This is a genomic window from Clostridium sp. CTA-17, from assembly GCF_054767895.1.
In genome coordinates, this window is the sequence record NZ_BAAABF010000004.1 from 64,170 (window position 1) to 85,134 (window position 20,965).

At 29.8% G+C, this 20,965-nt stretch carries 23 protein-coding genes; all 23 read right to left on the reverse strand.

Going from position 1 to position 20,965, the window contains the following annotated elements; translation table 11 throughout:
* Window positions 1-102: 102 nt before the first annotated feature.
* Window positions 103-2,733 carry a pyruvate, phosphate dikinase gene (gene ppdK, locus ACYUCG_RS08460; protein WP_283677973.1) on the reverse strand — a complete coding sequence of 877 codons (2,631 nt, stop codon included), beginning with the start codon at window positions 2,731-2,733 and terminating at the stop codon, window positions 103-105.
* 100 nt (window positions 2,734-2,833) lie between these two features.
* On the reverse strand, window positions 2,834-3,466 hold the full coding sequence (locus ACYUCG_RS08465) for a helix-turn-helix transcriptional regulator (RefSeq protein ID WP_003451073.1): 633 nt from the start codon (window positions 3,464-3,466) through the stop codon (window positions 2,834-2,836).
* A 203-nt stretch (window positions 3,467-3,669) separates the two neighbouring features.
* Complete coding sequence (locus ACYUCG_RS08470) at window positions 3,670-4,296, reverse strand: DUF4342 domain-containing protein (protein ID WP_060795916.1); 627 nt, start codon at window positions 4,294-4,296, stop codon at window positions 3,670-3,672.
* 5 nt (window positions 4,297-4,301) lie between these two features.
* Complete coding sequence (gene recO, locus ACYUCG_RS08475; RefSeq protein ID WP_278323510.1) at window positions 4,302-5,033, reverse strand: DNA repair protein RecO; 732 nt, start codon at window positions 5,031-5,033, stop codon at window positions 4,302-4,304.
* Between the two features lie 21 nt (window positions 5,034-5,054).
* The gene (gene era, locus ACYUCG_RS08480; protein ID WP_003451266.1) at window positions 5,055-5,945 is read right to left on the reverse strand and encodes a GTPase Era; all 891 of its coding nucleotides are present in this window, start codon (window positions 5,943-5,945) and stop codon (window positions 5,055-5,057) included.
* A gap of 8 nt (window positions 5,946-5,953) precedes the next feature.
* On the reverse strand, window positions 5,954-6,352 hold the full coding sequence (locus ACYUCG_RS08485) for a cytidine deaminase (RefSeq protein ID WP_087326330.1): 399 nt from the start codon (window positions 6,350-6,352) through the stop codon (window positions 5,954-5,956).
* A gap of 43 nt (window positions 6,353-6,395) precedes the next feature.
* The gene (locus ACYUCG_RS08490; protein WP_087326333.1) at window positions 6,396-7,094 is read right to left on the reverse strand and encodes a diacylglycerol kinase; all 699 of its coding nucleotides are present in this window, start codon (window positions 7,092-7,094) and stop codon (window positions 6,396-6,398) included.
* 27 nt (window positions 7,095-7,121) lie between these two features.
* On the reverse strand, window positions 7,122-7,628 hold the full coding sequence (gene ybeY / locus ACYUCG_RS08495) for an rRNA maturation RNase YbeY (RefSeq protein ID WP_003455166.1): 507 nt from the start codon (window positions 7,626-7,628) through the stop codon (window positions 7,122-7,124).
* Between the two features lies 1 nt (window position 7,629).
* The gene (locus ACYUCG_RS08500) at window positions 7,630-9,684 is read right to left on the reverse strand and encodes an HD family phosphohydrolase (protein WP_087326336.1); all 2,055 of its coding nucleotides are present in this window, start codon (window positions 9,682-9,684) and stop codon (window positions 7,630-7,632) included.
* A 36-nt stretch (window positions 9,685-9,720) separates the two neighbouring features.
* On the reverse strand, window positions 9,721-10,857 hold the full coding sequence (gene yqfD / locus ACYUCG_RS08505; protein ID WP_283683524.1) for a sporulation protein YqfD: 1,137 nt from the start codon (window positions 10,855-10,857) through the stop codon (window positions 9,721-9,723).
* Between the two features lies 1 nt (window position 10,858).
* Window positions 10,859-11,140, reverse strand: coding sequence for a sporulation protein YqfC (yqfC, locus tag ACYUCG_RS08510; protein ID WP_081092169.1), 282 nt, complete (start codon window positions 11,138-11,140; stop codon window positions 10,859-10,861).
* Window positions 11,141-11,375: 235 nt separating this feature from the next.
* Window positions 11,376-11,825 (reverse strand): GatB/YqeY domain-containing protein, encoded by a 450-nt coding sequence (locus tag ACYUCG_RS08515; RefSeq protein WP_003451322.1) that lies wholly within the window; start codon window positions 11,823-11,825, stop codon window positions 11,376-11,378.
* 49 nt (window positions 11,826-11,874) lie between these two features.
* A complete protein-coding gene (gene rpsU, locus ACYUCG_RS08520; protein WP_003451446.1) occupies window positions 11,875-12,051 on the reverse strand; it encodes a 30S ribosomal protein S21 in 177 nt (58 codons plus the stop codon).
* 119 nt (window positions 12,052-12,170) lie between these two features.
* A complete protein-coding gene (locus ACYUCG_RS08525) occupies window positions 12,171-12,515 on the reverse strand; it encodes a histidine triad nucleotide-binding protein (protein WP_003461755.1) in 345 nt (114 codons plus the stop codon).
* A 68-nt stretch (window positions 12,516-12,583) separates the two neighbouring features.
* Window positions 12,584-13,888 carry a tRNA (N(6)-L-threonylcarbamoyladenosine(37)-C(2))-methylthiotransferase MtaB gene (mtaB, locus tag ACYUCG_RS08530; protein WP_057231879.1) on the reverse strand — a complete coding sequence of 435 codons (1,305 nt, stop codon included), beginning with the start codon at window positions 13,886-13,888 and terminating at the stop codon, window positions 12,584-12,586.
* Window positions 13,888-14,640, reverse strand: coding sequence for a 16S rRNA (uracil(1498)-N(3))-methyltransferase (locus ACYUCG_RS08535; protein WP_460268436.1), 753 nt, complete (start codon window positions 14,638-14,640; stop codon window positions 13,888-13,890). The genes mtaB and ACYUCG_RS08535 overlap by 1 nt, the downstream gene beginning before the upstream one ends.
* A 22-nt stretch (window positions 14,641-14,662) precedes the next feature.
* Complete coding sequence (gene prmA / locus ACYUCG_RS08540; protein WP_283677978.1) at window positions 14,663-15,604, reverse strand: 50S ribosomal protein L11 methyltransferase; 942 nt, start codon at window positions 15,602-15,604, stop codon at window positions 14,663-14,665.
* Between the two features lie 225 nt (window positions 15,605-15,829).
* The gene (locus ACYUCG_RS08545; protein ID WP_460268437.1) at window positions 15,830-16,345 is read right to left on the reverse strand and encodes a VanZ family protein; all 516 of its coding nucleotides are present in this window, start codon (window positions 16,343-16,345) and stop codon (window positions 15,830-15,832) included.
* 160 nt (window positions 16,346-16,505) lie between these two features.
* Window positions 16,506-16,862, reverse strand: coding sequence for a GntR family transcriptional regulator (locus ACYUCG_RS08550; RefSeq protein ID WP_460268438.1), 357 nt, complete (start codon window positions 16,860-16,862; stop codon window positions 16,506-16,508).
* 1 nt (window position 16,863) lies between these two features.
* The gene (locus tag ACYUCG_RS08555; protein ID WP_460268439.1) at window positions 16,864-18,042 is read right to left on the reverse strand and encodes a hypothetical protein; all 1,179 of its coding nucleotides are present in this window, start codon (window positions 18,040-18,042) and stop codon (window positions 16,864-16,866) included.
* A 15-nt stretch (window positions 18,043-18,057) separates the two neighbouring features.
* Window positions 18,058-18,879 (reverse strand): hypothetical protein, encoded by an 822-nt coding sequence (locus ACYUCG_RS08560; protein ID WP_139933909.1) that lies wholly within the window; start codon window positions 18,877-18,879, stop codon window positions 18,058-18,060.
* Window positions 18,872-19,564 carry an ABC transporter ATP-binding protein gene (locus ACYUCG_RS08565; protein WP_460268440.1) on the reverse strand — a complete coding sequence of 231 codons (693 nt, stop codon included), beginning with the start codon at window positions 19,562-19,564 and terminating at the stop codon, window positions 18,872-18,874. Before ACYUCG_RS08565 ends, ACYUCG_RS08560 begins: the two co-directional genes overlap by 8 nt.
* Before the next feature lie 177 nt (window positions 19,565-19,741).
* Entirely contained in the window at window positions 19,742-20,905 is a 1,164-nt protein-coding gene (gene dnaJ, locus ACYUCG_RS08570) for a molecular chaperone DnaJ (protein WP_460268441.1), read from the reverse strand.
* Between the last annotated feature and the right edge of the window lie 60 nt (window positions 20,906-20,965).

Here is a 20,965-nt window from a genome sequence, read left to right on the forward strand (position 1 = left end):
CATAAACTCTTTTAATACATACAAAAAGATGAATTCAAACTAATGAATCCATCTTAACTTTAAATTTATTTTCAATATTTTTTTAATTTAAATTATTATTTATTATCTTTTATTTTTAACTTGTGCTTGTGCAGCTGCAAGTCTTGCTAATGGAACTCTATAAGGTGAACAACTTACGTAATTTAATCCTAAGTTGTGGCAGAATTCAACAGATGAAGGATCTCCCCCATGTTCTCCACATATACCTAATTTAATATCAGGTCTTGTTGTCTTACCTTTTTCACAAGCAATTCTCATAAGCTCTCCAACGCCTTCTTGGTCTAATTTAGCAAATGGATCTTGCTCATATATTCCTTTTTCATAGTAATCTTTTAAGAATTTAGCTGCATCATCTCTTGAGAATCCAAATGTCATTTGAGTTAAATCATTTGTTCCAAAGGAGAAGAACTCAGCCTCTTCTGCTATCTTATCAGCTGTTAAAGCAGCTCTTGGAATTTCAATCATTGTTCCAACCTTATAATCTAATTGAACACCTTTCTCTTCCATTACTGTCTTAGCTGTTTCAACAACTACATTTTTAACATATTTTAATTCTTTTATTTCACCTATTAAAGGAATCATTATTTCAGGAACTATATTGTATCCTTTATTCTTCTTAACTTCTATAGCAGCCTCTATAACAGCTCTTGTTTGCATTTCAGCTATCTCTGGATAAGATACTGCTAAACGACATCCTCTATGACCCATCATTGGGTTAAATTCATGTAATTCAGCAACTACATTCTTAATCTCAGATGGACTTACTCCAATTTCTTTAGCTAAGGCATTTATATCCTCCTCTTCACTTGGTAAGAATTCATGTAGAGGTGGATCTAAGAATCTGATTGTAGCTGGTCTTTCTTCTAAAGCTTCATACATTCCTATAAAGTCTTCTCTTTGCATTGGTAAAAGTTTTTCTAATGCAACTCTTCTACTATCCTCATTCTTAGCTAAAATCATTTCTCTAACAGCTAAAATTCTATCCTCAGCAAAGAACATATGCTCTGTTCTACATAATCCAATACCTTCTGCACCAAATTCAACAGCTTGTTTAGTATCTCTTGGTGTATCAGCATTAGTTCTAACCTTTAATTTTCTTATTTCATCAGCCCATCCCATAAATGTAGCGAAATGTCCTGTGATTTCAGGAGATACTGTCTTAACTTGTTCAGCATAGATGTGTCCTGTTGAACCATCTATTGAAATATAATCATCAAATGTTAATACTTGTCCATTAACTTCTAAAGTTCTAGCTTCTTCATTAACTTTTAATTCTCCACATCCTGCTACGCAGCAAGTACCCATTCCTCTTGCTACAACGGCTGCATGAGAAGTCATTCCTCCTCTAACAGTTAAGATACCTTCTGCGGCAATCATACCTTCTATATCTTCTGGTGAAGTCTCTAATCTTACTAATACAACCTTTTCACCATTTGCTTTTCTTTCCTTAGCTTCTTCAGCTGTGAAAGCTATTTTACCACATGCAGCTCCTGGTGATGCCGGTAATCCCTTTGCAACTATTTTAGCTTCTTTTAAGCCATCAGATGCAAAAGCAGGGTGAAGTAATGTATCTAATTGTTTAGGCTCAACTTTTAATATAGCCTCTTCCTTAGTTAACATTCCTTCTTCAACTAAATCAACAGCTATTTTTAAAGCTGCTTGAGCAGTTCTCTTACCATTTCTAGTTTGAAGGAAATATAATTTTCCATCTTCTATTGTGAATTCCATGTCTTGCATATCTCTATAATGCTTTTCTAATGTATTAACTATATCTGTAAATTGCTTATATATTTCAGGATTTTGAGCTTCTAAATGACTTATTGGCTCTGGTGTTCTTATACCTGCAACAACATCCTCACCTTGAGCATTCATTAAATACTCACCATATAATTCATTATCCCCATTAGCTGGGTTTCTTGAGAATGCAACTCCAGTTCCTGAAGTTTCTCCCTTATTTCCAAATACCATCTCTTGAACGTTAACTGCTGTACCCCATTCTCCTGGAATATCATTTAATCTTCTATAAACAATTGCTCTTGGATTATTCCATGATCTAAATACAGCTGTAACTGCTTCTATAAGTTGTTCTTTTGGATTACTTGGAAAATCTTCGCCTTTTTCCTTTTTATAAAGCGCTTTAAATTTTACTACTAAATCTTTTAAATCCTCTGCTGTTAAATCAGTATCTATTTTATAACCTTTTTCTTCCTTAACTTCGTCTAGTAAATCTTCAAAAAGTCTTTTTTCAACACCCATTACAACATCAGCAAACATTTGAATAAATCTTCTATATGAATCATAAGCAAATCTTGGATTATTTGTTAATTTAGCCATAGCTTCTACTGATTCATCATTTAATCCAAGGTTTAAAATTGTATCCATCATACCTGGCATTGAAACTCTTGCTCCAGATCTAACTGATACTAATAATGGATTTTCAAGAGAACCAAATTTTTTGCCAGTTATTTTTTCTAACTCAGACATTTTATTTTCAATCTCTTCAATAATTTCTTGAGAAATCTTTTTGTCATCTTCATAATACTTATTACATGCTTCAGTTGTTACTGTAAATCCTTGTGGAACTGGTATTCCTAAAATAGTCATCTCGGATAAGTTAGCACCTTTTCCACCTAATAAATTTTTCATACTTGCGTTACCTTCATTAAAAAGATAAACATACTGCTTTTTTTCCATCTCAATACTCCTCCGTTCAATACTATAGTTGAATTTTTATATACTAACAGAGTATTACCCCCGATAGTTACCCATTTAATCTTTCTTTTTAACCATAATTTTAATTTTCTCCAAGCTTAACAAATAACTTTGTTATGTTAGTCTTAGAAATTTTTCCTATGATCTCTAATCTCTCTTTTCCCTCATTTTCTTCAATTCTTTTTACAACTGGTACGGAGTCTATTTCATGTTCTATTATCTTTTTTGCTACATCAAAAGCGCAATCTTCTTCTACAGCACATACTATGTTAGGCATTCTTGTCATTATAACACCAACAGGAACTTTATAAATATCTGTTCCTCCTATAGCGACCTTTAAAAAGTCTTTTCTGGAAACAGCTCCTGTTAGAACTCCTCCATTTTCTACAAACATAGTTCCTACATCATTCAAAAATAGATGTACTATAGCATCATGAAGCATAGTTTCTTCACATACTGTAACCGGTTTAGACATTATGTCTTTAACCTTTATATTTTTTATTTTTTCATAGATGAAACTGTTCGAAGGTTTGTCTGAATATACATACCCAACCTTTGGTCTTGCATCTAATACGCCAATCATTGTAAGTATTGCAAGATCTGGTCTTAAGGCTGCTCTTGTAACCCCTAACTTTCCTGCTAAAGCTTCTGAAGTTATTGGTTGACCCTCTTTTACAAGTCTAACTATTTCTTCCTGCCTAGGTGTTAATTTCAATTTGAATGCTCCTTCCTTAAATAAACTAGGAACAAAAAGGAATTTTTATATTAAAGTGACTTTTTATATATTAATTGTAACACAACCTAAATCTTTTTAGTATAGCAAATTTTCTGAAAAATCATTCAAATCTGATAATTATCACTTAAAATCATATAGTTTTTTCCTCTTTATTCCATATTCCTTTATTTTACATTTATTTGCTAGTCAACATCATCAAATTTTACCGTATATGTAAAACTTGTTTCATTTTCTAACTTATTATGTTTATGAAATTTGTTTATTTTATTCTCATTTGTTTTTCCATTTTCTCTTTTTTCTTTCATATCATTTGCTACACTAAAAGCTTTTTCCTTTAGTCCAAATGCTTTTCCTTTAATATCATTAGCTGCATTTTTGACTATTTTATTAACAATCTCAACGCTTCCATCAGCCTTAGTTATTTCTATTGTAATCTTTGTTGCAATAGCGGCTACCACACTTAGTGCTAATATACTTGGGAATATTACGGCAATGGCCCCTGCAGCTATCCCTGCATTAACTGGTATATCAGTTAATACTTTTTCATCCTTAAGAATTCTTATTCTAGATACATTTCCCTTATCAATTAAATCCTTTAAGAATTTTTTTATATCCTCAAAGCTTTCTGCCTTTTCTTCCATTACCTTTTCTTCTTCTACTTTACTTTCTTCTTCTCTTTTTTTCTCAATATATATTAATGCATTAACAACATCACCATCACAAGCTTCTAATGCCTCTTTAGCTTCTGCGTAAGTAGCATATGTTCTTTCTATTACTTGATCTACTTTTTCTAATGTTATTTCACTCATGTAAATCACTCCTTTATAAACTTTAACATTTCTAAACTTTTAGGTTTTCTTGAATATACAGAAGATATTATAAAACTAGTAACCTTAAAAAGTTCTTCCTTAACCTCTTCTGTTAATGTTAATCTATATACTTTATCCAAAGAAGTATTATTTAAGAATCTTAAGGCATTATATGTGGCTTTATTTATGTAAAGTCCATGTTCCTTGGGACATTTATCACAAACGCCTCCAAAATATCTTAAACTAATGTAGTTTGAAACACTTAATTTATTTTTACAAAATACACAATTATCAAATCTTAATCCATACCCAGTGTATTTTAATAATTTAAGCTCAAAAGCTCTTATTAATAGTTCATAACTTATAGCCTCAGTATTTATTAAATAAAGACATGTTATAAACTCTTTATATAAATTAAAATTTTCTTCTTCATCCTGTAGTGATATATCAATAAGCTCACATAAGTAAGATGCATAAGTAAGCTTTTCTAGGTCAGTTAAAGATGTCTGAAAGGAAGTTCTTATTTTTCCTTCAGATAATCTATATAAACCCTTTCCCTTGAATAATAAATAATCGCCATAGCATAAAGGGTGCGTTAATGAAAAGAGTTTACTTTTACTTTTCTTTGCACCCTTAGCTATAGCTGTTATCTTACCCATTTTCTCGGTAAAAATCCAAAGCAATTTATCGTTCTCTTTATAATCTTGAGCCTTAATGATAACTCCACCACTCTCTATAAGTGCCAGAAGCTATCCCTCCTATTTAAGTTTTTTATAACCTAATTCCTTTAATAGTGAAGTATTATCTCTCCACTCTTTTCTAACTTTTACCCATATTTTTATATTTACTTTTGCTCTTAAGAATCTTTCTAGTTCATATCTAGCTGTAGAACCAATCTTCTTAAGTGTTTGACCATTTTTCCCAATTATTATTCCTTTATGAGATGCTTTTTCACATATTAAATCTACTTCTATGTTATACTTACCATTATCATCTTGTTTCATTTGTATAACATCTACAGCAATACCATGAGGCACTTCTTGGCTTAAATTTTTAAGAGCCTTTTCTCTAACTATCTCTGCTACAACAAATCTTTCTTGAACATCTGTTATCATATCATCTGGATAATATTTAGGACCCTCTGGTAAATATTTAACCATAAGTTCTAAAAGTTTATCTGTGTTTTTAGCTTTCATAGCTGATATTGGAATCATTTCTGCAAAGTCATATTCTTTTGAGAATAATTCTAAAGTTTTAGCAACCTTTTCTGGTGAACTCTCATCAACTTTATTTAATACGAATATAACAGGAGCTTTTTGATTTTTAAGCTGCTCTATTATAAACTTATCTCCTCTACCAACTTCCTCACATGGATTACTTAAAAATAATACTAAATCTACATCTTTTATAGAATCTGTAGCACTATTTACCATATACTCGCCTAATTTATGTTTAGGCTTATGTATCCCTGGAGTATCAACGAAAATCATTTGATAGTCATCTCCAGTTAATATTGTTTGAATGTTATTTCTTGTTGTTTGTGGTTTATTAGAAACAATTGAAAGTTTTTCTCCCATCAATAAGTTTGTTAATGTTGACTTACCTACATTTGGTCTACCAACAATTGTTATAAATCCTGATTTAAACATATTTCCTCCTATTTTTCCAGATCCTTTTTAGTAAAAGATCCAGGTAAAATTTCATCTAATGTTGTCTCTATATAATCATCTTCACTTTTTACTATGAATATTTTTATATCTTTATCTTCTGCAAACTCTACTATTACTTGTCTGCATATACCACATGGATATGTGTATGAATTTAAATCTCCTACTAAAGCCATAGCCTTTAAGACTCTTGCTCCTTCTGAAACCCCTTTAAATATAGCAGTTCTCTCAGCACAGTTTGTTGCTCCAAATGATGCATTTTCAACATTGCATCCTGTATATATTTTACCATTCTCAAATAAAGCAGCTGCACCTACCTTAAAATTTGAATATGGACAATATGCTAATTCTCTTGCCTCTAAAGCTTTTTTTATAAGTTCTTTTTTCATAATAATTCATCCTCCATTCTAAAATCTAGACACTAAAAATTTATCAACTAAATATTTTAAAAATTAAAATTGTTATAAGCGTTCCTAATAATGCTCCAGCAATAACTTCCCATACACTATGGACTTCTGAATCCACTCTGCTCTGGGCCGTTATTAAAGCCATTAAATAACTAAGTATAATTATAATATGAGAATTACTTATAAGTGATATAGCCGTAGCTATGGAAAATGCTATAGCACTATGTCCTGAAGGCATTCCACCCTTTAATGGGGTTCCTTCTCCAAAATAAGCCTTTGCAGCAACCACAACTATGCATACTATGGCTAAGACAATAAATATAATATAAGGCTCTGTTGCCTTTACTCTATCCATAATTCTAAAAGTTACATTGGTAAGTTCATCCCAAAATATAATATACCCTACTAAGACAGCATTTATTGCAGTTATAAGTACTGCCCCAGCCGCTGTATTTTTAGCTACTTTAGCTAAAGGATGATAGTAATTTGTACTTAAATCTATAGCGCTTTCTATAGCAGTATTAACTAATTCTGCTGCTATTACCATGGTTATTGTTATGGCTAGTATTATAAACTCTATCTTGCTTATATCATAAACAAAACAAGCTGATAATATAATTAAAGCTACTATAAAATGTATTCTCATGTTTCTTTGAGTTCTTAAGGCATATATTATACCATCTATTGCATAATTAAAGCTATCAATAAGTTTTCTTACCTTCATAATATTCTCCTAAACCATTCTCATACCTTAGCTTTCCCTTGTTATATTTAACTTACCAAGTAACTCCTCTTCTCTTCCTCTCATTCTAGCTTTTTCTTCCTCTTCCATATGGTCATAACCTAAAAGGTGTAAAACTGAGTGAGTTACTAAGTAGCAAGCTTCTCTTTCAAATGAGTGATTAAACTCAATACTTTGTTCTTTAGTTCTTTCTAGAGATAAAACTATATCGCCTAAGATAAGTTCATCTCCATCAAAATAGCATTTATCAAATTCATGCTCTAAATAAACATCTTTATAGACTTTATCCTCTGGATAATCAATCATTGGAAATGATAAAACATCAGTTGCTCTATCTATTCCTCTAGTTTCATTGTTTATTCCTCTAATTTCTTCATTGTCTACAAAAACTAAAGAAACTTCACAATCCTCTTTAACTTTTTCTTCTTTTAGCACAAAAGAAATAACTTCTTCTAACTTCTTAGTTAATTCTTCCGTAACCTCAAATTTATTCTGTCTATTATCTATGAATATCATTTTATTTTTTCTCCTTCTTGTTATCATCTGGATATTCTATTCTTTCATGATGTATTCCATTTAATGCCTTTAGGAAACATTTTTTTATCTTACTTATATCTCTAAGAGTAAGATCACAATTGTCTAGTTGTCCAGTTGCTAACTTATCATCAATAATATTATTGACCATTTTTTCAATTTTCTCTTCAGTAGGTTCATTAATTGATCTTACAGCTGCCTCTGTTGAATCCGCTAGCATAACAATTCCTTGTTCTTTACTCATAGGCTTTGGTCCTGGATATTTAAAATCCTCTTCCTTAACCTCATCTGGATTTTCAGAATTATTTTTTACTGTTAAATAAAAATATTTAACTAAAGTCTCTCCGTGATGTGTAACTATAAAATCATGTATAGTCTTAGGTAAATTATATTCCTTGGCTAATTCTGATCCATCTTTAACGTGAGATATTATTATTTTACTACTTACTTCTGGTTTTAACCTATCATGTGGATTTTTCTTTCCAAACTGATTTTCTCTAAAAAAATATGGTCTCTTAGTTTTACCAACATCATGATAATAAGCTCCTATTCTAGCTAATAGCGGATTTCCTCCAACTTGCTCAGCAGCTAATTCTGCTAAATTTGCTACTAAAATACTATGATGATATGTCCCCGGAGCTTCCATAAGTAATTTTTTAAGTAATGGATTATTAGGATTAGATAATTCCAATAACTTAGCATTAGTTACTATATCAAATGTTGACTCAAAGAATGGTAAAACACCTATTGTAAGTATTCCAGAAAGTACAGCTCCTGCCGCTGCAAATGTGCTATCTGCAAGTATTTCCATAAAGTTATTAGTTGTTAAAGTACCAACACTAAAAGTTAATATTGAACTTAAAACTGCAACGGTTATTGAAGAATATAATATATCATTTCTCTGTTGCATTTTTCTAAGTAATGTTCCTCCTAAAACAACATTTAAAATAGCAAGGATTATTATATTAGGATTAAAGCCTACTGCTCCTCCTATTAAAATTACATTTAACATACTAAATACTAGGGATATTTTGTAATTTAGTAGAAGTGTTATAAGCATAGGCATACACGCCAGTGGTATTATATAGTTTGACATCATACCAAAAAGTCTAGCTAGTATTACTGGGAATACATTTAATATGCTTATCATAACTATTTTGGAAAACTCTTTATTTATGTTTGGATAATACTTATGTATGTATCCATATTGAAGATACATAACTATTATTACTAAAATCCCTAAAGCAATATAAATATATATTCCTGAAGCTGAATCACTTAATAACCCCAAAGTTCCTAAAAGCTCTAATTGGTGTGCCGTAACTGGCTCACCTTCGCTTACTACTATTTGATTTTTCTTTATCATAACTGGTGGAACTTGCTTTAATGTTTCTTTTATCAATTCATCAGTTTTTTCTTTATCATAGAAAAAGTTTGGTTCTACTACATTAACAAAATTTAATGCAATAGCCTTCTCTGAATCACTTAAATCACTGGAAGATATAAAATCTGTATATTCTTTTTTAGCATCTTTTAAATCCTGATTATTTCCATCTTCAATTGGCGCCTCATATGCCTTATTTAAAGCATCTATGCATAAGCTTTCTAATTTCTTAATATCTTGTTCATTCATTGAAGCAATTTTATTTGCCTGTGCATCTGTTATTTTAAATGGCACTCTAGGAATAAGTTTAGCCTTTTCTTCTTCTGGCTTATCTTGAGCTAAAACTTTTTCAACTGAAGAAAAGAAACCCTTTATCTTTTCTTCACTTTGCTTTTGAACATCTGTCCTTAAAGAATATTGTTTATCAACCTTTTCTTCAGCTTCTTTTTTTCTTGCTTCAGTAGCTGATTCATCAATAATTTCTCTATGTGCCTTAATGTCAGACTTAGGTATATCTCCTACCTTTAAATCATACTTTCTTGTTATTATACCAGTCATCAAAGTACAGTATAAAACTATAAAGGTTATTATATATAAGATTATTTTTTTATAATCTTTAAATACATTAAATGTTTTTTCCTTCAATTTCCCCATAATTGCTCATCTTCTCCTCATTAGGTCCTAATTTATCTAGTAACTTAAAGCTATATTTTGTTCTACTACGAAAAGAACCTTTAATCTAATCTTCCCTTCCCCTAAATCCTCAGTTGTAATTATATTATCAACTATTTTGGATTGCTTACTTATTTCTTTGTTTATTGAGTTTTTCATTAACTCAACAGCTTTATTTATTATGGTTTCCCTATCATCAACTATATCTTTATCTACTTTCTCATAGTATAAGTTTCTATTTATAAACTTTCCTGTACTTTCTATTTTATCATACTTATCAAACTCTTTAGTAGGCTTTTTTAGATAAATTTTCTTACCCATTATTTCTAAGTAAATATCACTGTCTACCTCTCCTGTCCTCTCCTCTTTTTTACCATCAACTTGCAATTCTATAGTCTTTTCATAAAAAGTATTAGCCGTAACTTCTCCTTCAGCATCAACTTCATATTCACCGCCTTCTATCCCTTGTTGAGGTATTATGAGAATATCTCCCTTTTTAACCACATCTCCTTCCTTTACAACAGCCGTACCTGAAGTTGTGTATATTCTCTTTATTTCGCCATCCATAGATGCCACTATATTCTTAAACTCTTTATTTTCATTTTCTTCTTTTATTTTTGGACTAACCTTTTCCTCAACCTTTATTTTTAAAGTTCCACCCTCTATACGAGCATTTACCCACATTATGTCTCCATGTCCATTTTCTAATTTTCTTTCTAATCCATAAACATTTACACTACTTTTTTTAACTCCTGGTTTAATATCAAAATCATTTAACATAGTTCTTATCTCAAAAGGAGCTATATTTTTCTTTGTTTCTATGTCTATTCTCCATATAAAACCAGAATAGATATATAAGCCTACTAAAAATATTAAACCTCCTACAAATATACTTATAGACTTTTTAGCTCTAGATAAGAAAAATATCATTCCCTTTGATGATATTATTTTCACTTTTCCATTAAGTCTTTTAACATAGCTTTTTAATTTTCCATAGTCAGAATAATCTACATTTAAAGTTACAGTTACTACATCTATTTTCCTTACATTTTCAACATTTATACCATTTCTCCATAAAACATTTAAAAGTTTATTTATATCAAAAGTTTTTATTTCAACCTTTACTTGTCCTTTTTTTAAAAACTCCAAATTCATCTTACGCCTCCTCAAAACTTAAATTCTTAAGTCTTCCTGTTAACGCAATAGTTTCGGTACCTATAAATCTTATCTCTAACTTTACTCCCTCAATTGTAATAACCCCTAAATTGCTATTAATCTTAATTTCATTTTCCTTAAAAACCTCTATTCCCTTATGATTTTCTATAATAATTTCACTTTTTCCATGTACAACTATTTTAGGCTCACCATTTATTATCTCCTTAGGTAAATCTAATTCCTCTGCAATTCTATTAGTTACCTGTCTTAATTTATCACCCACAACTATACCTCCCATAAAATATTTTCATACTAAATCTATGAAAATTTATATTTTTTTATTCTTATATAAAAAAACTAAGCAATATAAAAAGGCATATACATAGCACCTTTAGCTATGTATATGCCTTTTAAAACAATTCAAAAGTTTCTTTTTAAAAACTTCTAAACTATTCATAATCCATTCTTAAAACTAAACTTTAAATTATAAAAATAAAAGAGAGTTCTAATGAACTCTCTTACTTATTTAAATATTCTTTAACTAATTGACTTACAAGTTTACCATCAGCTCTACCAACTGTTTGCGGTCTAACCTTTGACATAACTTTTCCCATGTCTTTCATGCTATTTGCGCCCACTTCTTCAGCTGCTTGCTTTATGATATCTTTTATTTCTTCTTCACTTAACTGCTGAGGAAGGTAATCTAACAAGATTGCAATCTCACTATTGTTTTGATCAACTAAATCCTGTCTATTTCCCTTTTCGAATTCAAGCGCAGCTTCTCTTCTTTGCTTGATTTCTCTTGCTAATATTTCTATAACCTGTTCATCCTCAAGCTTAACACCGTCAGTCTTTTCGACTAAAAGTATTGCTGACTTAGCAGTACTTAAAACTCCAGCCTTGAACTTATCCTTAGCCTTTAAAGCCTGCTTCCAGTCTTCTTGAAGTCTTTCTTTAATAGTTGGCATTTGTATACCTTCTTTCAAAAGAAATTATTCTATAAATTTAAACCAAAAACTATTTGAATTTTCTCTTTCTTGCAGCTTCTGATTTTTTCTTTCTCTTTACGCTTGGCTTTTCGTAGTGTTCTCTTTTTCTTACTTCTGAAAGAACTCCAGCTCTAGCGCATTGTCTCTTAAATCTTCTTAATGCTTGCTCTAATGATTCGTTTTCTTTTACTCTGATTTCTGACATTCTTTATCCCTCCCTCCGCTAGCGTAAATTATTAATGTAATTCACAGCCATGGGCTAAATAACACACGCTATATTATACAACATAGTTTTCTTTAATGTCAAGAAGTTAAATCTAAATTTTAGCCTGGTGGCCAATTTAAATTTCTTCCTCCAAGAACGTGGAAATGGATATGTCCTACTGTTTGCCCTCCTTGCTCTCCGCAATTAGTGACAACTCTGTATCCATCCTCTGCAATTCCTTGTTCCTTTACTAGTTTATTAATAGTCTTGAAAATGTGTGCAAATACTTCTGCATTTTCTTCATTAACTTCATTTAAACTAGCTATGTGTTCTTTAGGAATAACTAAAAAATGTACTGGTGCTTCTGGACTTATATCATGAAAAGCTAAAACTTTATCATCTTCATAAATCTTTTTGCTTGGAATTTCTCCAGCTACTATTTTACAAAAAATACAATCTGACATGATTTTCACCTCCTAAGCAATGAATCTATTATCTATTATAACTCATTTTGAATGTAAAAATCTTCTTTTTATAATACTATTTCTCCTTGGGCTACTTCTCCCTCAAAAGAATTAATTTTTACATTTAATATTTTACCTGAAACATTGCAATCAGCCTTAGCATTTACCTTTATATAATTTCTTGTATATCCAGTATAAACACCACTACCTAATTCAACTTCTTCTTCAAATAAAACATCAATAACTTCACCTATATATTTTTCAGCAAAGGCTTTTTCATTAATTCTATTTAATTCAATAAGTTTTTTACTTCTTTCGTCTTTCTTATTTCCATCAACTTGATTTTCCATATTCTCTGCTCTAGTACCTTTTCTAGGACTATATTTAAATATGTGAGTTTTTGAAAGAGCTATTCTCTTTAAGAATTCATAAGTTTCTTCAAACTCTTCATCAGTTTCTCCAGGGAAACCAACAATTACGTCTGTTGTTATAGAAACATCTTCTATTTTATCTCTTAAAAGATTTACTATATCTTCATACTCTTTAGCAGTGTATCTTCTATTCATTCTTTTTAAAGTAGCATCACATCCACTTTGAAGTGATAAGTGGAAATGAGGACATAGTTTTTTAAGAGCTAAGATTCTTCTTACAACATCTTCTGTAAAGAATGTAGGATCTATTGAACCTATTCTAACTCTTTCTATTCCATCAATTTTTTCTATCTCTTCTAGTAAATCAACTAGTGTTACTTTTTCATCTAAATCAACACCATAAGATGCTGTATGAATTCCTGATAATATTATTTCTTTAAATCCATGCTCTGCTAAACTTCTTATTTCCTCTAAAACCTTCTTAGGGTCTTTTGAACAAACAGAACCTCTAGTATATGGAATTAAGCAATAAGCACAGAATCTATTACATCCATCTTGTATTTTTAAGAAAGCTCTAGTTTTATTATTATACTCTTCAATTTTTAGGTCTTCAAAAACTTTATTCTTTAAAACAGCGCCAACTTTAACTTGTTGCTTGCCTTCATCTCTAGCCTTATTTACATAATAAACTATTTCACCTTTATTTCTTGAACCTAAAACTACATCTACGCCTTCAATTCCTGAAACCTCTGTAGGTGCTATTTGAGCATAACATCCAACTACAGCTATAATAGCCTCTGGATTTTGTCTTCTAGCTCTTCCTATTATTTGTCTTGATTTCTTATCTCCCATGTTAGTTACGCTACAAGTATTAACTACATACACATCTGCCATTTCATTAAAATCTACAACTTCATAGCCTTCTCTAACAAATTTTTCAGTCATTGCTTCTGATTCATATGTATTAACTCTACACCCTAGTGTAGCAAATGCAACTTTCATTAAATATTTCCTCCTAAATCACCAAGCTCATACTGAATAAGAGAAATACAGGTAAATCCTGCTGTCTCTGTTCTTAAAATTCTTGGTCCTAAAGTTACAATATGAGCTCCTTTTTCTTTTAGGGCTTCTATTTCACTTTCTTCAAATCCGCCTTCTGGCCCAACCATTATTCCAACATTTTTTATACTATCTTTATCCTCTATAGAGTTAACCATAGCTCTTATTCCGTATCCTGTAGCATTTTCATAAGGAATAACCATAAGGTCTAATTGATCTATCTTTTCTAAAACCTCTTTAAAGTCCATTGGTTCTAATACTTGTGGTATTACCGTTCTTTTACTTTGTTTACATGCCTCTAAAGCGATTTTATTTAATCTATCTAATTTTTTAAATTCACCTTTTAATTTAACGTCTACTCTATCAGTTATTGTTGGAATTATTTCTGAAACACCAAGTTCTACACATTTTTGAACTATTAAATCCATTTTTGTAGCCTTTGGCATTCCTTGAAATAAAGTAATATTTAAATTACTTTCATTGTTTACATCAAGCTTCTCTAAGATTTTGATAGAAACCTCTTGTTTATTAACCTCTTCTACCTCACCTAAAAACTCTTCACTTTCAAGGTTATTTACAACAACCTTCTCACCTGGTTTTACCCTTAAAACCTTATAAATATGTTTTACATCTTCCCCTGTTATTTTTGCATGAGTGTCTGAAAACATATGCGCTGGTGTAAAAAACTTATGCATAATTTTATACTCCCTTACTAAATTATTTTAACTTAGCAACAATACAGTTCCATTCTCCATCTTTGTTAACTTCCATAACTTCAAAACCTTCTTGTTCTAATTTATCTATAACCATTTGTCTTCTCTCATGTATTATACCTGAAGTTATGAAAATTCCATCTTTGTTTAATGCTTTTTTAACATCATCAACTAATATGCAGATTATTTCAGCTATTATATTTGCAACAACTATATCAGCTTTTCCATCTACAACATCTAAAAGATTTCCGTATAACACTTCTATATTATCAACATTGTTAAATGATATATTTTCCTTAGCTGAATCTACAGCAACTGGGTCTAAATCAACTCCTATAACATGTTTTGCACCAAGTTTAGAAGCAACTAAAGCAAGTATTCCTGAACCTGTTCCAATATCAAATACAGTAGTATCATCCTTAACATATTTATCTAAAGCTTGAACACACATTCTTGTAGTTTCATGGTCACCAGTACCAAAAGCCATACCTGGGTCTAATTCTACTACCATTTCTTCTCCAGTAGGTTCATACTCTTCCCATATTGGTTTTATAACTATTTTTTCTCCAATCTTTATTGGCTTATAGTATTTCTTCCAGTTATTAGCCCAGTCTTCTTCAAACATTTTTTCTGCTTCAACTGTTCCTTCACCAACATCTAATCCTGACTCTTTTAACTCTTCTACTCTTTCCTTAACATAAGCTATTACGTCATCAATGTTATCCTCTTCTGAGAAATAACCTTTAACAACGGCAACCTTCCCCTTATGTTCTAATATGTTTATATCTGCAAAATCCCAAGTTAAAGGTCCTTGTTCTCTTCCTAATATATCATTTGGATCCTCTATAGCAACACCCTTACAGTCTAATCCGTAAAATATTCCTGATATAGGTTCTAATGCCTCACTTTTAGTTATTACTCTAACTTCAATCCAAGTTCCTTCCATTTATGTATCAATCCTTTCTTATGCTACTTTGACTAATAATTTATTTTACACTTTAGTGTAGTATCTGTCTAGTTTATAAGCATTATTATGTTTAATATACTTTATTAAAATTTCTAAGATAAACTTCTTATCATTATTTTTATTATCACACATAAAAAAAATAAAGGCTATAGTCTATTATTGACATAACCTTTAAACTTAATCTTATTTAATCCCTCTAAATATTTAATTATAAATAAAATTCATTACTATGATAAAAGCAACAGGAATCATAACTAATGTACTACAAATAGATACAAAACTTTTTACTTTCATGTCTTCTCTAAAAATCTTTTTAATTATTAAGTATATTCCTATTCCAATACTACCGCCAACAGTATTAGTTATTATATCTGTTATATCACTTGCCCCTATAGCAAATATATATTGACTTACTTCAAAAGCTAAAGATATTAATGCTATTATCACTGTATTTTCATACCACTTAAGTTTCTTTGAAAACATACTTGCATAAATTCCTAAAGGTATAAACAAAATAACATTTCCTATAACATCAAGTTGATTATAATTCCCTTCTATAATATCATTAAAAGGAATTAAGTTTAAACTCCTATAAAATTCTCTTTCGCTGCTGAATAACTCAATAGGAGAAACATATTTAAAAAGTATATTCCATAATAAAAATGAAATATAGAATATAAAACTTACAAAAAACAATACATTAATAATCTTTCTCCACATAAAATTCACCCTCTTAATCTTTTATTTTAAACAAGCTAAAACTTTAAACAACTTTTATTATAAATAGAGCCAAAATATTGACTATAATTTCAAATATATTAATAAAATTAGAAACTATATAAATTGTTTAAAATTTATATAGCTTCTTACATTTAGTTATTTAATATCTCTCTCTAATAATTTCTAAAACTTCTTCCTTAGTTAATTTTATAGCTTTCATACTTTCTATAAATCCATCTAATGCATCCTCTACAAGTTCTTTTCTTATGTTTTTTAATATTTCTTCATCTTCTGTTATAGTACTTGGTTTATTTCTTATTGTTTCTATAAGTCCCATAGTCTCCATATCTCTATATGCTCTTTGAACTGTATTAGGATTTACTTTTAACATTTCTGCAAGCTCCCTCCTTGATGGTATATGATCTCCTGGCTTTAAATTTTCAATAACTAAGGATTGTTTTATATGTCTTATTATTTGGAGATAAATTGGTTCCCTATCATTTACTTCAAAAAACATTTTATTTACCTCCTGATATCTTAATGTCACTTAAATATCCAGATTCTAATTCACCTATATAAACTGGATTTCTACTAGGTATATCTATAACTGCTATATAAGTGCTGTTTAAAAAACTATCATCTCTATGATCAATAAAATTAGCTATAACCTTATTTTCTGCAATTATAAATGTACCTAAATCCCTAACATTTACTCCATATCTATTTAATCTTTCATTTTCTATAAGATCCTTATAAAATTTAAACTCTTTTGTTTTAGTGTTAAATACTAATACTGAAGTCTTCTGATCTAAAGTCTGGGTAATATATATTTCACCATAAGCCTCAAACATTGTACCCTCTTTTCCATTTGCATCAAAATAAGATTTCTTCATATCATCTCTTATTTCATCATTAGGATTATATCTTTTTATTTCTCTAGTATTTACATCTACTTCAAGGATGCTATCATCACTATATATGCCTCTCTTATCAGTATTATCAAGTTCAGTTAATTTATAATATACTTTATCTTTTTCAGTACTTGATAAAGCTCCAAATTTTTGTCTTACTGAATTTACATGAGAATACTCTTTATTTAAATCTAATTTCTCATCTAAATTTATTATATCAACTATATTAAACTTCTTATCTGATAAATTTATTTCTCCAAATACTATATCATTTTCTTGATAATTCACAGAAAATAATATATTTATTTTTCCATCCTTATAAGTGACTTTATCTATATTATTATTTCTAATATATTCATCTACTTTAACATTAAAAGTTTCATAAGTATTAGATTTTTTATCCTTAAATCTAACTTCAAGCTTCTGAAAACCATCGCCATATATATTAGTAATATCAACCATTACATTGTCATCCTCAAAGAAAGTATCTCTTGTTGGATATATTCCTCTAAAAAACTTCTTATCCTTAAGTACATCAATTCCATCAAAACGTCTCTCATTAATAACATTTCTTCTATTAACCATTTTAGTTCCAACAGTCATTTCTTCTCCAAAAATATCCCTATCTTTATAAAAAACTAAATCAACATCTCCAAGTTCACTTCTACTTCCATATATATCTTTAAACTTTATTGGCGAACAATTAATGTAAATAAATATTCCAGAAAAAACTATAAATGCACTTAAAAATATTACTGTTAACACCCAAGGTACTCTTTTTTTCATAATTTCTACTCCTCCTTACACATGAACCTTTTTTTCAAGCAAATACTTTGAATAAAACCATCCAAACAAATCATATAAGATTGCTATGAAAACAAACCAAATAAATTTTTCAAACATATAAAAATTCATTTTTCCTGGGAAGATTAAAACTAAGAAAAGAAAAGAACATCCTAATATTACCCCTAATATTCCACCCTTTACTCCAAAACTTCTCTCTAATATTGCAAATAAAAAAGTTAATAATATCATTGCTATAAAAAATAAGCCATGAGTTATTAAATTAACAAAACTAACTGGAATCAATCCATAAAAATTACTTATTGAACTAGATAATATGGTAATTAAACTTTCTTTTACTATAGCATCAGTTGGAACCATAATATTAAATATTATATAATTTATAAGTAATGCTACTATTTGAAAGAAAACTAAAGATAAATAATAAAAACATGCTGCTAAAAACTTGTATATAATAATAAACTTTTTAGGCAATGGCAATGTTAAAAGAGTATATGCACTTTTATTCTCTCCTTTAAACTCACCAAGCCATAGATACCAACAATATAAACAAAAACATCCTAGTATTAAAAGCGTTAATAGCATACCCTTTCCACGATTAGAAAAACTACTAAAAGAACCTATAGGAGAAAACATTTGAATAGCACCTATATTCTCTGTTTTTTCTAAATAAATTTTTAATTCATCACTTAAGCTATAAACGAAATAGGCAATGTTTAAAAGCATAATTCCAACAGCTGATCCTATTGTTATTTTTAAATCTCTTAATATCTGTAAATTTAAAAGATAACTTAACTTTTTAAAATTCCCCTTACTCACCTTCATGTACCTCCCTTATTTTCTCTACCATTGATAATCCTTCATTTTCTCTTACATCTTCAACATAAAATTCTATTTTAATATTTCCATCACTTAAAAAGACAACTTTATCAACTATATTTTCAACCTCTTTTAATTCATGAGTTGTTAGTAAAATTCCAATATCGTTATCCATATAGCCAATTAAAGATTCTATAAACTTCTCTCTTGTAAAAATATCTATACCTGAAAAAGGTTCATCTAAAAGTAAATATTCTGGATTTCTAGAAAAACCTAATATAAGTTTTACCCTTGCTATATTCCCTTTAGAAAGTTTATTTATTTTTAAATCATCAGTTAATTTAAAATCTTTTAGCATTTCATAAGCTTTATCCATATCCCACTTTTCATACATCATACTCATATATTCAAAGGCATCTTTTATTTTCATATCACCATAAGTATTTAAAACATCAGGTACAAAGGCAATATTTTCATAGGTCTTATAATTTAGCTTTTCTCCGTTAAAAAGCACTTTCCCCTCATCTGGCTTAACAAGTCCCATAATTATTTTTAAAAGAGTAGATTTTCCCACTCCATTTAACCCTAGTAAAGCAGTTATTTCTCCCTTCTTTACATTAAAAGTAATATTCTCTAAAACTTTTTTTCTTCTAAACTTCTTTTTAACACCAACCACTTCTATCATTTAATCACCCCTATATTTATGTTAATATATTTTTGTACTTATGTATTACTTCATTAATACACTTAACCTTGAGTGTATTATATCACTAATACATCCACTTGTAAATCATTTACTTTTTTTAAATTTATATAAACAAAAAATACTCTAGTCAGAAATGACTAGAGTATTTAAAATCAATTATTTTTTCTTTTTAAATTTTGAGAAGAATCCTTCATCTTTTTCATCTATATCATCAACTGATTCCCCAGATACCTTCATAAAGGCTTTTAATGCTTCTTCTTGCTCTTTATTTAGATGTTTTGGAACCTCTACTACCATATGAACGTATTGATTTCCTCTTCCTCCACCATTAACGTGAGGAACACCTTTTCCTTTTAATCTAAACTTAGTTCCTGGTTGAGTACCTGCTGGAACTTTATATTTAACATTTCCGTCTACAGTCGGAACAGTGATTTCAGCTCCTAAAGCAGCCTTAGCCATACTTATCTTGTAATCATAGTAAATATCTGAACCTTCTCTTCTAAATATCTTAGATGGAGCAACATTTACTCTTATATATAAATCTCCTGCAGGACCATTATTAGCACCTTGCTCACCTTGTCCTCTTAAAGGTATTATGTTTCCAGTATCTACACCTGCTGGTATCTTAACTGTTATCTTTCTATTCTTTCTAACAGTTCCTTTTCCCTTACAATCTGGACATGGATCTTCAATTACTTTACCTGTTCCACCACATTGATCACAAGTTGTTGTAGATACAAAGCTTCCTAAAGGAGTTTGTCTTTGAACTCTTATTTGACCTGAACCATTACATTTTGGACAAGTCTTAGGAGTTGTGCCTGCTTTAGCACCTGTACCATGACAAGTTTCACAATTTTCAGTTCTAGTTATAGATATTTCTTTTTCACATCCAAATACAGCTTCTTCAAATGTTATATTTAATCTATATTCTAAATCAGCACCTCTTTGTGGAGCATTTCTTCTTCTAGATGATCCGCCACCAAATCCTCCCCCAAAGAATGATTCAAAAATATCTCCAAAGCCACCCATTTCTGAGAAGTCGAATCCACCAGCATCAAAGCCTCCAAATCCGCCACCACCAAAGCCACCACTTCCATCGAAAGCAGCATGACCAAATTGATCATATTTAGCTTTTTTATCAGGGTCTTTTAAAACATCATATGCTTCATTTACTTCTTTAAAGTTTTCTTCCGCTTCCTTATCTCCAGGATTTCTATCCGGGTGATATTTCATAGCCATTTTTCTAAAAGCTCTTTTTATCTCATCATCTGAAGCACCCTTTTGAAGCCCAAGCACTTCATAGTAATCTCTTTTAGCCACTGTTATTCACCACCTATAAGTTTACTTATAAAAAGGGAAGACTATTGAGCCTTCCCTCTA

What these genes read in the sequence shown, in the direction of transcription:
- ppdK (WP_283677973.1), bottom strand. Translation starts at nt 2,733, where the DNA reads ATGGAAAAAAAGCAGTATGTTTATCTTTTTAATGAAGGTAACGCAAGT.
- ACYUCG_RS08470 (WP_060795916.1), bottom strand. Translation starts at nt 4,296, where the DNA reads ATGAGTGAAATAACATTAGAAAAAGTAGATCAAGTAATAGAAAGAACA.
- era (WP_003451266.1), bottom strand. Translation starts at nt 5,945, where the DNA reads ATGTTTAAATCAGGATTTATAACAATTGTTGGTAGACCAAATGTAGGT.
- ACYUCG_RS08485 (WP_087326330.1), bottom strand. Translation starts at nt 6,352, where the DNA reads ATGAAAAAAGAACTTATAAAAAAAGCTTTAGAGGCAAGAGAATTAGCA.
- ACYUCG_RS08490 (WP_087326333.1), bottom strand. Translation starts at nt 7,094, where the DNA reads ATGAAGGTAAGAAAACTTATTGATAGCTTTAATTATGCAATAGATGGT.
- ybeY (WP_003455166.1), bottom strand. Translation starts at nt 7,628, where the DNA reads ATGATATTCATAGATAATAGACAGAATAAATTTGAGGTTACGGAAGAA.
- ACYUCG_RS08500 (WP_087326336.1), bottom strand. Translation starts at nt 9,684, where the DNA reads ATGGGGAAATTGAAGGAAAAAACATTTAATGTATTTAAAGATTATAAA.
- yqfD (WP_283683524.1), bottom strand. Translation starts at nt 10,857, where the DNA reads ATGAATTTGGAGTTTTTAAAAAAAGGACAAGTAAAGGTTGAAATAAAA.
- ACYUCG_RS08515 (WP_003451322.1), bottom strand. Translation starts at nt 11,825, where the DNA reads ATGCCAACTATTAAAGAAAGACTTCAAGAAGACTGGAAGCAGGCTTTA.
- rpsU (WP_003451446.1), bottom strand. Translation starts at nt 12,051, where the DNA reads ATGTCAGAAATCAGAGTAAAAGAAAACGAATCATTAGAGCAAGCATTA.
- ACYUCG_RS08525 (WP_003461755.1), bottom strand. Translation starts at nt 12,515, where the DNA reads ATGTCAGATTGTATTTTTTGTAAAATAGTAGCTGGAGAAATTCCAAGC.
- mtaB (WP_057231879.1), bottom strand. Translation starts at nt 13,888, where the DNA reads ATGAAAGTTGCATTTGCTACACTAGGGTGTAGAGTTAATACATATGAA.
- ACYUCG_RS08535 (WP_460268436.1), bottom strand. Translation starts at nt 14,640, where the DNA reads ATGCATAAGTTTTTTACACCAGCGCATATGTTTTCAGACACTCATGCA.
- prmA (WP_283677978.1), bottom strand. Translation starts at nt 15,604, where the DNA reads ATGGAAGGAACTTGGATTGAAGTTAGAGTAATAACTAAAAGTGAGGCA.
- ACYUCG_RS08545 (WP_460268437.1), bottom strand. Translation starts at nt 16,345, where the DNA reads ATGTGGAGAAAGATTATTAATGTATTGTTTTTTGTAAGTTTTATATTC.
- ACYUCG_RS08550 (WP_460268438.1), bottom strand. Translation starts at nt 16,862, where the DNA reads ATGTTTTTTGAAGTAAATGATAGGGAACCAATTTATCTCCAAATAATA.
- ACYUCG_RS08555 (WP_460268439.1), bottom strand. Translation starts at nt 18,042, where the DNA reads ATGAAAAAAAGAGTACCTTGGGTGTTAACAGTAATATTTTTAAGTGCA.
- ACYUCG_RS08565 (WP_460268440.1), bottom strand. Translation starts at nt 19,564, where the DNA reads ATGATAGAAGTGGTTGGTGTTAAAAAGAAGTTTAGAAGAAAAAAAGTT.